Annotated in this window: 9 protein-coding genes and 1 pseudogene; 8 read left to right on the forward strand and 2 right to left on the reverse strand. The window is 76.3% G+C overall.

Going from position 1 to position 12,938, the window contains the following annotated elements:
- Positions 1–465: 465 nt before the first annotated feature.
- Positions 466–1,066, forward strand: a pseudogene (locus GA0070562_RS30730) (Replicase polyprotein 1ab); the annotation flags it as partial.
- 499 nt (positions 1,067–1,565) lie between these two features.
- A complete protein-coding gene (locus tag GA0070562_RS20235) occupies positions 1,566–2,636 on the forward strand; it encodes an HAD-IIA family hydrolase (protein ID WP_091424605.1) in 1,071 nt (356 codons plus the stop codon).
- Between the two features lie 15 nt (positions 2,637–2,651).
- On the opposite strand, the gene GA0070562_RS20240 is transcribed toward GA0070562_RS20235, so the two are convergent.
- Positions 2,652–2,987, reverse strand: a complete 336-nt coding sequence (locus tag GA0070562_RS20240; protein WP_091424607.1) for an SCP2 sterol-binding domain-containing protein — start codon at positions 2,985–2,987, stop codon at positions 2,652–2,654.
- Positions 2,988–3,098: 111 nt separating this feature from the next.
- Between GA0070562_RS20240 and GA0070562_RS20245 the strand changes: the two genes are divergently transcribed.
- The 5 genes from GA0070562_RS20245 to GA0070562_RS20265 all read left to right on the forward strand — a co-directional run bounded on the left by GA0070562_RS20245 (position 3,099) and on the right by GA0070562_RS20265 (position 10,000).
- Positions 3,099–3,824, forward strand: a complete 726-nt coding sequence (locus GA0070562_RS20245; protein WP_091424610.1) for a phasin family protein — start codon at positions 3,099–3,101, stop codon at positions 3,822–3,824.
- Positions 3,821–4,051 (forward strand): hypothetical protein, encoded by a 231-nt coding sequence (locus GA0070562_RS20250; protein ID WP_091424612.1) that lies wholly within the window; start codon positions 3,821–3,823, stop codon positions 4,049–4,051. Before GA0070562_RS20245 ends, GA0070562_RS20250 begins: the two co-directional genes overlap by 4 nt.
- Positions 4,052–4,072: 21 nt before the next feature.
- Positions 4,073–4,921: a TlyA family RNA methyltransferase gene (locus GA0070562_RS20255; protein ID WP_091424615.1), complete on the forward strand. Its 849-nt coding sequence runs from the start codon at positions 4,073–4,075 to the stop codon at positions 4,919–4,921.
- Positions 4,918–5,802 (forward strand): NAD kinase, encoded by an 885-nt coding sequence (locus tag GA0070562_RS20260; protein ID WP_091424617.1) that lies wholly within the window; start codon positions 4,918–4,920, stop codon positions 5,800–5,802. The genes GA0070562_RS20255 and GA0070562_RS20260 overlap by 4 nt, the downstream gene beginning before the upstream one ends.
- A gap of 469 nt (positions 5,803–6,271) precedes the next feature.
- Positions 6,272–10,000: a S8 family serine peptidase gene (locus GA0070562_RS20265; protein ID WP_091424620.1), complete on the forward strand. Its 3,729-nt coding sequence runs from the start codon at positions 6,272–6,274 to the stop codon at positions 9,998–10,000.
- A gap of 46 nt (positions 10,001–10,046) precedes the next feature.
- Here GA0070562_RS20265 and GA0070562_RS20270 read toward each other — a convergent pair whose 3' ends face one another.
- Positions 10,047–11,018, reverse strand: coding sequence for a helix-turn-helix domain-containing protein (locus tag GA0070562_RS20270; RefSeq protein ID WP_091424622.1), 972 nt, complete (start codon positions 11,016–11,018; stop codon positions 10,047–10,049).
- A 79-nt stretch (positions 11,019–11,097) separates the two neighbouring features.
- Between GA0070562_RS20270 and recN the strand changes: the two genes are divergently transcribed.
- Positions 11,098–12,855 carry a DNA repair protein RecN gene (gene recN, locus GA0070562_RS20275; RefSeq protein WP_091424625.1) on the forward strand — a complete coding sequence of 586 codons (1,758 nt, stop codon included), beginning with the start codon at positions 11,098–11,100 and terminating at the stop codon, positions 12,853–12,855.
- Positions 12,856–12,938 lie beyond the last annotated feature (83 nt).

Below are 12,938 nucleotides of genomic sequence, written 5' to 3' on the forward strand. Positions count from 1 at the left end.
GGGGACCGTCGCGAGGGCGGCGCCCGTGAGGGCGGCGGGTTCCGTGGCGGCGACCGTCGCGAAGGCGGTTACCAGGGCGGCGACAACCGCCGGGAGGGTTACGCCGGCGGTGATCGCCGTGAGGGCGGTTTCCGGGGCGGCGACCGTGAGGGTGGCTTCCGCGGTGGCGAGCGCCGTGAGGGCGGGTTCCGCGGCGGTGACCGCGACCGTGGCTTCCAGCGCGACGAGCGTCGCGACGACCGGCGGCCGGGCGGCTACCGGGGCGAGCGGGACGGCGAGCGCCGTGGCTACGGCGACCGGCCGGGTGGTGACGACCGCCGGACCGGCAACTACGGCCCGCAGCGGGAGCGCCGGGACGAGCGTGGCGAGGGGCGTACCGGTGAGGCGCCGGAGCTGCCGGACGACGTCGTCGCGAGCGACCTCGACTCGGCCGTCCGGGCCGAGCTGCTCTCCCTCGCCAAGCCGGTGGCGGAGACGGTCGCCCGGCATCTGGTCGCGACCGGTCTGGTGATCGACGAGGACCCGGCGCTGGCGCTGGCGCACGCCATGGCGGCCCGCCGGCTCGCCTCGCGGATCGCCGCCGTGCGTGAGGCCGTCGGGCTGGCCGCGTACCACGCGGGCGAGTGGCAGACCGCCATCGCCGAGCTGCGGACGTACCACCGGATGAGCGGCCTGCAGAGCCACCTGGCCGTACTGGCGGACTGCGAGCGGGCGCTGGGCCGGCCGGAGCGGGCCATCGACCTGTTCCGCGGCGCGGACCGGGACAAGCTCGACCAGGCCGTCGCGACCGAGCTGCTGATCGTGGCCGCCGGGGCGCGCGGTGACCTCGGTCAGAAGGACGCCGCGGTGGCGATGCTCCAGGTACGCGAGCTGACCGGCGACTCGACCGAGCCGTGGGCGGCGCGACTGCGCTACGCGTACGCGGACGCCCTGTTGGCCGTGGACCGGCGCGAGGAGGCGCGGGAGTGGTTCTCCCGGGCTGCCGACGTCGACTCCGAGGGGGAGACCGACGCCGCCGAGCGGCTGCTGGAGCTGGACGGCGTGGTCATCGAGGGCGACGACGAGCCGGAGGACGACTCGGACGCGTCCGAGTCGTCGGCCGAGGCCGCCAGCGAAGACGAGGAGGACGACGACCTCGACGACGATGACGACGACGATGACGACGACGACGATGACGACGACGACGATGACGACGATGACGACGACGACGACGATGACGACGACGACGACCGCGAGGACGACGCGCGGCTGAGCGGCGGCGACGACATCACGTCGGGCGGGGACGCGGCACGGGCCGGCTACCGGGACCGTGACGCAGGCGATCTGGCCGACGACGAGCTGACCGACACCGAGTCCGGCTCGCTCGCCACCAGCACCGCCACCACCCCGACCTTCGTCGCGGCGACCGAGGAACCGGCCACCACCGCGCCAATCGACACCGCCCCGACCGGCACCTCCGCGGCTGCCGAGGCAGCGGCCGCCGCCACCCCGGCGGACGAGGCCGACGGCGACCGGCCCGCGCCGGGCGACGCCGCGGGCGGCGAGGGCGAGGCGGCGGACCGCCGATGACCGGGTACGCCGGTGACACCAGCTCCGGCGCGGATCGGGGAGAACCCGACCGCGCCGGGGCGGGCGGTGCGCTGGTCGAGGCGTACTCGCTTGTCGTCTTCGACCTGGACGGCGTCATCTACCTGATCGACCGGCCCATTCCCGGCGCGGTCGAGGCGGTCGGCCGGCTGCACGCCGAGGGGCGGGCGGTCGCGTACGCGACGAACAACGCCTCCCGCCGCTCCAGCGAGGTGGCCGACCTGCTCACCGGCATGGGCGTTCCGGCGCAGCCGGCGGAGGTGCTCACCTCCGCGGCGGCCACCGCCGAACTGCTCCGGGACCGGCTGCCCGAGGGCGCGGCCGTGCTCGTGGTCGGCGCGGAGGCGCTGCGGGCCGAGCTGCGCGCGGTGGGCCTGCGGCCGGTGTCCACGGCCGACGAAGAGCCCGCCGCGGTGGCTCAGGGCTACGGCCCGCAGGTCGGCTGGTCCGACCTGGCCGAGGCGTCCCTGGCGGTACGGGCGGGCGCGCCCTGGTACGCCACGAACACCGACCGCACGCTGCCCAGCCCGCGCGGCCCGCTGCCGGGCAACGGCTCGCTCGTCGCGGTGCTGCGTACCGCGCTGGGCCGTGACCCCGACGTGGTGGTGGGGAAACCGGAGCCGGCGTTGTTCACCACCGCTGCGCGGCGGGCCGGAGCAGGGCGCACGCTCGTGGTGGGCGACCGGCTGGACACCGACATCGAGGGCGCCCGCCGGGCCGGGCTGGACAGCCTGCTGGTGCTGACCGGGGTCAGCGACGCCGCCGAGCTGCTGGCCGCGCCCGAGGAGCGCCGTCCCGGGTACGTCTCGTTCGACCTGGCGGGCCTGTTCGACCCGGCCGCGGTGGTGGCGGTGCCGGGCCGGCCGACGGCCGGCGGCTGGTCGGTGACGGAGGCCGGCGCGGATCTCGTGCTCGACGGCGCCGGCGCGCCCCTGGAGGCGCTGGCCGCGCTCTGCGCGGTGGCCTGGTCGACGGCGGCCGGGCCGCGCGTGCGGGCGCAGTCCCCGGCGGCGGAGGAAGTGCTCGCCGGCTTCGGTCTCGACGACTGAGGCGCGCCGGGCCGCTCAGAGCAGCTTGCGGAGCTTCATCAGGTCGAACGGGTTCGCCTTGATCGAGACCCGCCGGGAGGCCACCGCCGACATGACGTCGAGTCGGCCGTTCACCAGCGCGACGAGGTCGTCGCTGCCGGTGCTCAGCGCGATCTTGGCCTTCGGGTCGTCGCCGTCGGTGAGGTCGACCAGCCGGCCACCCTCCAGCCGCCCGTGGAACGCGGTGCCGAGATCGGTGATCCGGCAGGCCAGGGTGCGGTCGAGATCGATGCGTCCCTGTGCCTCGGCGTTGCGGTCCAGTCGAGCGGCCAGGTCGTGCAACGCCTGCCGGCACTCGTCCACGCTGGCCACATCGTCTCCTCACCACGAACCACGCCGTTCCCGGCACCGTACCGCAATGGGGCGTCCGGGGTGCCCGGTAGCGTGGCAGGTGCACACCTCGCCCCGCGGAAGGACTCAGGCATGCAGGACGCGTGGCGCGCCTACCTCGAGCTGGCCATGGGCCTGACGGAGGCGCCCCGGAAGAAGGCACAGGACGCGGTCATGCGCGTCGTCGGCCAGGGCGGCGCGACCGCCGCCCAGATTCAGACGCTCGCCGAGGAACTGGTCGCGACCGGCCTGGCGAACCGGGAGTCGCTGACCAAGCTGGTCCGCTTCGAGGTGGACCGGGCGCTGGGCGCGGTCGGTCTGGCCACCGCCGACGAGGTCGCCGAGCTGACCCGCCGCGTGCACGACCTGGAGCGGCAGCTGCGCGAGGCGCGGGGCACCCTCGAACCGGGCGCCGCGCGGCCCGAGCCGTCCGCCGCACCGGCCGCGCCGACGGCCGGCCCGGCCGGGACGCCGACGGCGCCGCCCGGGACGTCCAGGGCTGAGTCGTCGGGGGCTGAGTCGTCCAGGGCCCAGCCGCGGGACGAGCGGTCGCACGCCGAGCCGTCGCAGCCCGAGTCGTCCGGGGCCGAGCCGTCGCCGGCCGAGAAGTCCCGTGCCGCGACCGTCCCGGCCACAACGCCGGCGGACGCCCCGGTCACGACGCCGTCGAAGACCCCGGCCACGAGGCCGTCGAAGGCGGTGGCGAAGAAGACGGTGGCCAAGAAGGCGATCGCGAAGAAGCCGCCGGCCACCGTGGCCCGTACCCCGGGAGCCGCGCCGGCGAAGAAAACCACCGGCCGCCGGGCGGCCGACTCGTGACCGCGCCCTACCGGCCCGGCCCGCCGCCGGGTCCACGCCCGGGACCACCCCCGGGGGTACGCCCCGCTCCGGTCGAGGAGGTCGGCGAGGCGCGGCACCCGGCGGTGGACGCCGCCGTGCTCGGCATGGCCAACGCCGAGGCACTCGCCCCGGCCGACCAGATCGCCCAGTACGAGGCGGCGTACGAGACGCTGCGCGAGACCCTCGCCACCATCGACCAGGCCTGAGCAGAGGCGGAGAGACACCTGATGGCTCGTCGTACCCGGCTGGACGCCGAACTCGTCCGGCGCGGGCTGGCCCGCTCCCGGGAGCAGGCCGCCGCGCTCGTGGAGGCCGGTCGCGTCCAGCTGCGCGGAGTGCGGGCGCGCAAGCCCGCGGCGATGGTCGACCCGGCCGATCCGCTGCTGGTCACCGGCGAGGATCCGGCCCAGGAGTACGTCTCCCGGGGTGGCCACAAGCTGGCCGGCGCGCTCGCCGCGTTCGCCCCCGGCGGGCTGACCGTCACCGGCCGGCGCTGCCTGGACGCGGGCGCGTCGACAGGCGGTTTCACCGACGTGCTGCTGCGCGGCGGCGCCGCCGAGGTGGTCGCCGTGGACGTCGGCTACGGGCAGCTCGCCTGGTCGCTGCGTACCGACGAGCGGGTCCGGGTGTTCGAGCGCACGAACGTGCGTACCCTCACGCCGGAGGCGATCGGCGGCCCGGTCGACCTGACGGTGGCCGACCTGTCGTTCATCTCGCTTCGGCTGGTGCTGCCCGCGCTGGCCGCGTGCACCGGGCCCGGCGGTGACCTGGCGCTGATGGTCAAACCGCAGTTCGAGGTCGGCAAGGAGCGCGTCGGCGCCGGCGGCGTGGTCCGCGATCCGGCGCTGCGCGCGGAGGCGGTGCTCGACGTGGCCGCGACCGCCGCCGGGCTCGGCCTCGGCCTGGCCGGCGTGGCGGCCAGCCCGCTGCCCGGGCCGAGCGGCAACGTCGAGTTCTTCGTATGGTTGCGCGGGGACGCGCCCGCCGCGGATCCGGAGCGGGTCCGCGCGGTGGTGGCCGCCGGCCCGCAGGGCGCCGCCGCGACGGCGGCCACGACCGAGGAGGTGTCCGGGTGAGCCGTACCGCGCTGCTGGTCACGCACACCGGCCGTCGACGCAGCACCGAGCACGCCCGCGCGGTGGCCGCCGACCTGATCGCCGCCGGGTTCGAGGTGCGTGTGGTGGCCGAGGAGGCCGACGACCTGGACCTGCCGGGCGTGGTGCCGGTGACCGGCCCGGAGGCGGCCGAGGGCGCCGAGATCGTGTTCGCGCTCGGCGGGGACGGCACGTTCCTGCGCGCCGCCGAGCTGGCCCGCCCGACCAAGGTTCCGCTGCTCGGCATCAACCTGGGCAAGGTCGGTTTCCTCGCCGAGGCGGAGATCGACGACCTGGACACCGCCGTGCGTGACGTGGTCCACCGCAACTACACCGTGGACGAACGGCTCACCCTGGACGTCACCGCAGAGTTCGAGGGCGGGCCGACCATCGAGTCGTGGGCGCTCAACGAGATCAGCGTCGAGAAGGGCGAACGCGCCCAGATGCTGGAGCTGCTCGTCGACGTGGACGGCCGGCCGCTGTCCCGGTACGGCTGCGACGGCGTGATCTGCGCGACCCCCACCGGTTCGACGGCGTACGCGTTCTCCGGCGGCGGGCCGGTGGTCTGGCCCGAGGTGGAGGCGTTGCTGCTGGTGCCGATCAGCGCGCACGCGTTGTTCAGCCGCCCGCTGGTGACCGCGCCCACGTCGACGTTCGTCATCACCGTCGACCCGTTCACCACCCTGGCCGTGCTCTGCTGCGACGGGCGGCGCGTCTACGACCTGCCGCCCGGCGCCCGGGTCACGGTGCGCCGCGGCACGCTGCCGGTGCGCATCGTCCGGCTGCGGGCCCGCCCGTTCACCGACCGGCTGGTGGCCAAGTTCGACCTTCCCGTCCAGGGCTGGCGGGGCAACCGTCGCTGACCAGCGGCTCAGCGGAAATCTCTGTTCGGCCCACCGGTCCCGGCACTCGCGCGCGTTACGGTGGGCGTACGGGCCGCGAAGAGGTGAGTCCGGGCGCGGCGGTGAGGCCCGCCGCTTCCCGGATGCGGCCCACCTGTCGCGGGCTCGGCCAGGGGGTGGTCGGGGCCGCGACGGTCGGGACGCCGGAGCGTCGTGAGCCGGCCGCGGCGGGCGGACCGGCACGCCGCGTCCGGTCGGGTGTCGACCCCGGCCGGGCCGACAGGTCGCAGGGCCGCCGCCGGAGGAAGCGGCGGCACGCGAGCTGGGCGACGCGGTCTCCGGCGTCCCGGCCTCCACTCCGTCGCGCTCGTGTCCACCTGGCGACATGTCGCCGGTGCGGCGGCCCGTACCCGGTGACCTGGTGGCGGACGCCGTCGCAGACTCCGATCGCCGGTCTCACGAGGCCGGCCTCGGAGTAGAGGAGCGTCACATGCACCGGTTCCCCCGCTGGCTCGCCGCCGGCGTGGCCGGGGCGTTGGTGGTCGGGCTCGCCGTACCGGCGTCCGCCGTACCGCCCGCCCGGCCCGCCGTACCGCCCTCGGGCACATCCGCCCCGGGCGCGCCGCCCGCCCGCGTCACGCTGATCACCGGCGACCAGGTCGAGCTGGTCCAGGCCGCGCCGGGCCGGATCGCCGCCACTGTCCACCCCGGGCCGGGCCGTGACCGGATCGTCTTCCAGACCACGCAGGCCGACGGCGGGCTGCGGGTGCTTCCCGCCGACGTCGTGCCGTACGTGTCCGCGGGCGTGCTCGACCCGGACCTGTTCGACGTGCAGGAACTGGCCGAGCAGGGCTACGGCGACGCGGGCCTGAAGGCGCTGCCGCTGATCGTGCGCTACCGGGAGCCGGCCGCCGGGCGGGTGCGCCCGCTCGCCGTGGCCGCCGAGTCCCGTCCGCTGTCCAGCATCAACGGCGCCGCGCTGCGCGTCGACAAGGACGACCTGGGCGCGCTGTGGACGTCGCTGCGACAGGCGCCGCAGGCCCGCGCCGCGGGCGCCGGAGCCGTCCGGCTCGGCGCCGGTGTGGAGCGTGTGTGGCTCGACGGGCGGGCCCGGGTGGCGCTGGAGCACAGCGTCCCGCAGATCGGCGCGCCCGCCGCCTGGGCGGCCGGCCGCGACGGCGCCGGGGTGCGGGTCGCGGTGCTCGACACCGGCGCGGACGCCGACCACCCCGACCTGGCCGGCCGGATCGCCGAGGCGCGCGACTTCACCGGCGGCGGCAGCGCCCGGGACGGCCACGGCCACGGCACCCACGTGGCGGCCACCGTCGCCGGCAGCGGCGCGGCCTCGGCGGGGCTGCGCAAGGGCGTCGCACCGGGCGCGCGGCTGCTGGTCGGAAAGGTGCTCGACGACTCCGGCTCCGGCTACGACTCCGGCATCATCGCCGGCATGGAGTGGGCCGCGCGCTCCGGCGCGAAGGTGGTCAGCATGAGCCTCGGCGGCGCGCCCACCGACGGCACCGACCCGATGAGCCAGGCCGTCAACGACCTCACCGCCGAAACCGGCGCGCTGTTCGTGATCGCCGCCGGCAACGACGGTGAGCCGCGCAGCGTCGGTTCGCCCGGCGCGGCCACCGCCGCGCTCACCGTCGGCGCGGTCGACCGTGACGACGTGCTCGCCGACTTCTCCAGCCGCGGGCCGCGGCTGGGCGACAACGGCCTGAAGCCGGAGATCACCGCGCCGGGCGTCGGCATCGTCGCGGCCCGTGCCGCCGGCACCACCATGGGTACGCCGGTCGACGACGCCTACACCCGCGCCTCGGGCACCTCGATGGCCACGCCGCACGTGGCGGGTGCCGCCGCCGTACTGGCTCAGGAGCATCCCGGGTGGACCGCCGGGCAGCTCAAGGACGCGCTGGTCAGCACCACCCGGCCGAGCGCCGGCGCGACGGTGTTCGAGCAGGGCGCCGGGCGGGTCGACGTGGCCCGCGCGCTGCGCCAGCGGGTGTACGGCACGGCCACGGCCGACTTCGGCCGGCTGACCACCGGCGGCCCGGCCGCGACCCGGACGGTGCGCTACGTCAACGGCACCGCTGCCGCGCAGACGCTGCGTCTGGCGCTGGAGCTGCGCAACCTGGACAGCGGCGCGGCCGAGACCGACGGCCTGACGCTCGACGCCGGCACGGTGACGGTGCCGGCCGGTGCCGGCGTGGACGTGCCGCTGCGCGCCGACCCGGCCCGGCTGGACCGGGGCCCGCACGGCGGGTGGCTGGTGGCCACCGGTGCGGACGGCGTGACGGTGCGCACGGCGGTCGGGTTGACGCTCAGCGGCCCGCAGCACACGGTGACGCTGCGCGCGCTGGACCTGGCCGGGCGGCCCGGACCGGCGCCGGTGGTGACGCTGTTCGGCGAGCACCCGGAGTCGGACGCGCTGGGCTGGCTCGGCGGCGGCGACGAGTGGCAGGTCCAGGTGGAGGAGGGTCCGTACCTGCTGCACGCGCTGATCGAGCACGGCGCGCCGCTGGACGAGCAGCTCAGCCTGGTCACCGACCCGGAGCTGACAGTGGACCGGGACCTCACGGTGGTGCTCGATCCGCGGCGCGGCACACCGGTACGGATCGAGACGCCGAGACCCTCCGAGCAGCGGGCGATCCTCAGCTTCTACCAGCACCGGGTGTTCGGCAACGGCCGGCAGGTCGACCACGGCGTGATGGCGTTCAGCACCGTGCAGCAGCTCAACGTCACCCCGACCCGGCAGGTGCGCCGCGGCGAGTTCGAGTTCTCCTCGCGCTGGCAGCTCGTCGCGCCGATGGTCGACATCGACGTCAGCGGCGTGTCCGGCGTCCTGGACGTCAACCTGATGGGCCAGTCGCCGGCCCCGGCCGGGCGGCAGCGGCTGCGCCTGGTCGCCGCCGGCACCGGCACGCCGGGCGAGCTGGCCGGTGTACGGGGCGCGGCGGCGCTGCTCACCGCGTCCGCCGACCGGTCCGAGGAGGAGCAGGTGGCCGCCGCGGCGGCGGCCGGTGCGAAGGCGGTGCTGATCGTCCGGCCGGCGGACCAGAGCGCGTGGACGGTGTGGCGTCCGACCGGGGACCAGCTCCCGGCGCCGGCGCTCGCGGTGGCGTACGACGACGGGCAGCGGCTGCTCGCGGCGGCGCGTACCGGCCGGGCCCGTATCGACCTGACGCTCACCGTGGACAGCCCGTACCTCTACGACGTGTTCCAGGTGTCACGGGGCCGGGTGCCGGAGCGGATCACCCACCGGGTCACCGCCGCCAACACGGCCGAGGTGACCGCGCGTTACGGCGACACCGGCGGCCTGCACTGGGCCACCGAGCAGCGGTTCGGGTGGCGGCCCTGGCAGGAGTTCTCCTGGAACGACGACCAGCGGATGGTGCGTACCGGGACGACCTGGCGGGAGTACGTCAGTTCCGGTGACTCGTGGTGGCAGCACCGGGTGCTGCACCGGCTGATGTTCTCCAGCATGGGGACGCTGACCGGCGGCCTGTCCGACCGGCCGCGGCGCTACGCGGCCACCGACCGGACCACCGAGTCGTGGCACGCGCCGCTGGTGCGTCCCGCCGTGCCGGCCGGAGCGGCCGCGCCGAGCCGGACCGCTGACACGCTCGACCTGCGGGTGGCCGAGTTCGTCGACGCCGACGGCCACGCCGGCGTGGACAACCGCTCGGAGGAGCAGGACACGGTGACCCGGCGGGTCAGCCGGGACGGGCGGCAGATCGCCGACCTGTCCGCCGGCTGGGCGCCGGTGCCTGCCACCGCCGGTCCGGCCCGCTACCGCCTCGACGTGACCACGGCACGGTCGTCGGCGGAATGGCGGTGGGCGACCCGTACCGAGACGGCGTGGGAGTTCACCTCGGCCCGCCCGGCCGGGGACGCGACCCGGCCGTTGCCGCTGCTCCAGGTGGGCTACCGGGTGCCGGCCGACCTGCGCGGCGAGGTGCCCGGCAAGCGGAAGCACACAGTCGGGCTGACGCTGCGCCACCCGGCCGGCCTGCCCGCGCCGGCCGGCGCGACGGCACGCGCCGAGGTGTCCTTCGACGGCGGACGCACCTGGCGCACGGCGCCGGTACGCGGCTCCGGCACGCGGCTCACCGTCGAGGTGCCGGCCGGGCGCGGCACGGTGTCGCTGCGCGTCTCGGCGCGGGACCGGGCCGGCAACGCCGTGACGCAGACCGTGATCGACGCGTACGGGCTGCGGTGAGACCCCGGGGCGGGGCGGTCCTGGGGCCGTCCCGCCCCGGCCCCGGTCAGATCCACCCCCGCCGGGCGGCCTGGAACGCCAGCCCCGGCCGGGTGTCCACAGCGGCGGCGGCCATCAGGTCGGCCAGCCGCCGCTGCACGGTACGGCGGCTCACCCCGAGCTGTGACGCGATCGACTTGTCCGGCACCCCGGCCACGAACAGCGACAGCAGCCGCGCCTCGTCGCCGTCGGGCTGGTAGCCGGTGGCGGCCCGGTCGGCCGGCGTGCCGAGCGGCGTCGCCATCAGCCAGTGGCTCTCGAAGAGCGCGAGCAGCGCGTCCAGCAGCTGGCTGCGGCCGATCACCGCTGCGGTCGGCTCGCCGCCGTCGCGGTCGGGCACCAGCGGGCAGACCGCGGTACGTCCGTCCACCACGGCCAGTCGAACCGGCAGCCGGTCCAGCACCCGGGCCTGCTCCCCGGCGCGTACGCCCCGCTCCACGTCGGCCAGGGCGCCCGGCTCCAGCAGCATCGCCCGTTCGTAGATGGCCCGGTAGCGCACGCCCCGGGCGAGCGCGTCGAACTCCTCGACGTTCTCCGGGCCGGGCATCGCCAGCGGGTTCGCCCGGCAGAACAGCACCTCCTCGCGCGCGCCGTTCTGCAGCTCGCGCAGCCGTTCGCGCAGCGCCCGCGCGCCGGTGACCACCTCGACCAGGTGCGCGGCGTCGTGGCGGCGCATCCCGGCCCGGTAGTCCTCGGCGAGCTGGGTGACCGCGGCGCGGGCCTCCTCCAGCGCCGACTGGCGGCGCAGCAGCGCCTCGCCGAGCGGCACGTCCGGCGCGAGCGGCCGCAGCGGAGCGTCCGGGTCCGGCCCGGTCGGCAGCACGAGACCCTTGTCCCGCAAGGCGTCCAGCCGGGCGACGACCTCCGTGTGGGGCCGCCCCAGCCGTTGCGCGAGCTCACCGACCCGGGCCGTGTTCGCCCTGACCAGGCAGCGGTAGAGCTCCTCCTCGTCCGGGGTCAGGCCGATCTCCTCCAGCACGGGGCTGAACTGTACGGGTGCCCGCGCCCCGCCCTGCCGGCTGGTCAACTGTCACACGGCGGGGCTACTGTCGGGTGCTGTGCTGGAAGAGCTGCGCATCACCGGACTGGGCGTCATCGAGGACACGACGCTGCCGCTGGCCGCGGGGATGAACGTCATCACCGGCGAGACCGGCGCCGGCAAGACCATGGTGGTGACCGGCCTCGGCCTGCTCTTCGGCGGCCGCGCCGACGCCGGCCGGGTGCGCGCCCAGCCGGGCCGCGCCGTGGTGGAGGGCCGGCTGCGCCTGAGCGGACGGGTGGCCGAGTCGGTGCACGCCCGCATCGTCGACGCCGGCGGCGAGCCCGACGAGGACGGCACGCTGCTGCTCAGCCGCACCGTGACCATCGAGGGCCGCTCCCGCGCGCACCTGGGCGGGCGTGCCATGCCGGTGTCCACGCTCGGCGAGGTCGGTGAGCAGGCGCTCGCCGTGCACGGCCAGTCCGACCAGCTCCGGCTGCTGCGCCCGGCCGAGCAGCGCGCCTCGCTCGACCGGTTCGCCGGCCCCGAGCACGAGAAGCTGCTCGACGCGCTGCGCGAGACGTACGCCCGGTGGCGCACCGTCGTCGACGACCTGGCCGACCGGCGGCGCAACGCCCGCGAGCGCAACCAGGAGGCCGACCTGCTGCGCCTGGGCCTGGACGAGATCACCCGGGTCGACCCGCAGCCGGGGGAGGACGCCGAGCTGAAGGCCGAGGCGCAGCGGCTGGAGCACGCCGAGGGGCTGCGCACCGCCGCGCAGGTGGCGCAGCAGTGTGTGGCCGGCGGCGTCGAGGCGACCGACGAGACGCCGGACGCGACGGCGCTGCTGGGCACCGCGCGGCGCACGCTGGAGGCGCAGGCCGGCACCGACCCGGCGCTGGGCGAGCTGGCGGCCCGGCTGGAGGAGGCGGCCACGCTCGTCACCGACGTGGCGGCGGAACTGTCCGGCTACCTGGCCGCGCTGGACGCCGATCCGGCCCGCCTCCAGACCGTCTACGAGCGGCGGGCCGCGCTGCGCGGGCTGACCCGCAAGTACGCCGACGACGTCGACGGCGTGGTGGCGTGGGCCGAGCGGGCCCGGACCCGGTTGTCCGATCTGGACACCTCCGACGAGCTGCTGGACGAGCTGGACCGCGAGGCGACCCGGCTCGCCGGTGAGGTGGCCGACCTCGCCGGCCGGGTCTCGGCGTCCCGGCGGGAGGCGGCGGTCCGCTTCGCCGAGGAGGTGACTGTCGAGCTGGCCGGGCTGGCCATGCCGCACGCTCGCATCGACGTGGCGGTGCTGCCGCGGCCGGCGGGCCGGTCCGAGCCGAGCCTGCCGGTCAACGGCGTCGAGACCGGCGTCGGCGCGGACGGCGCCGACGAGGTGGAGTTGCGGCTGCTGGCGCACCCGGGTGCGCCGGCGCTGCCGCTGCAGAAGGGCGCCTCCGGCGGCGAGCTGTCCCGGGTGATGCTGGCCATAGAGGTGGTCTTCGCCGGGTCCGGCGGCCCGCCCACGCTGGTGTTCGACGAGGTCGACGCGGGTGTCGGCGGGCAGGCCGCGGTGGAGATCGGCCGTCGGCTGGCCCGGCTGGCCCGCAGCCACCAGGTGCTCGTGGTCACACACCTGCCGCAGGTCGCCGCGTTCGCCGACCGGCACCTGGTGGTGGCCAAGGACACCGGGGGAGCGGTCACCACGAGCGGGGTGCGCGTGGTGGAGGACACCGAGCGCGCCCGGGAGCTGGCCCGGATGCTCGCCGGTTTACCGGACTCGGATCTGGGTATCGCCCATGCCGAGGAGCTCCTGGCCGTGGCGGCCAAGGAAAGGCGTCCGTGATGCCCCGATTGTGAGCGCAAGCACACCGGCGCGGGTTCCGGTGTGCTTCCCTGGGTAGGCGGCCCTGCTCAGGCATGTCGCGA

Origin of the sequence: Micromonospora tulbaghiae (genome assembly GCF_900091605.1) — a bacterium.
GTDB classification, from domain to species: domain Bacteria; phylum Actinomycetota; class Actinomycetes; order Mycobacteriales; family Micromonosporaceae; genus Micromonospora; species Micromonospora tulbaghiae.

Excerpts from the sequence above, each read along its gene's own strand:
- GA0070562_RS20235 (WP_091424605.1), top strand. The coding sequence starts at position 1,566 with ATGACCGGGTACGCCGGTGACACCAGCTCCGGCGCGGATCGGGGAGAA.
- GA0070562_RS20245 (WP_091424610.1), top strand. The coding sequence starts at position 3,099 with ATGCAGGACGCGTGGCGCGCCTACCTCGAGCTGGCCATGGGCCTGACG.
- GA0070562_RS20255 (WP_091424615.1), top strand. The coding sequence starts at position 4,073 with ATGGCTCGTCGTACCCGGCTGGACGCCGAACTCGTCCGGCGCGGGCTG.
- GA0070562_RS20265 (WP_091424620.1), top strand. The coding sequence starts at position 6,272 with ATGCACCGGTTCCCCCGCTGGCTCGCCGCCGGCGTGGCCGGGGCGTTG.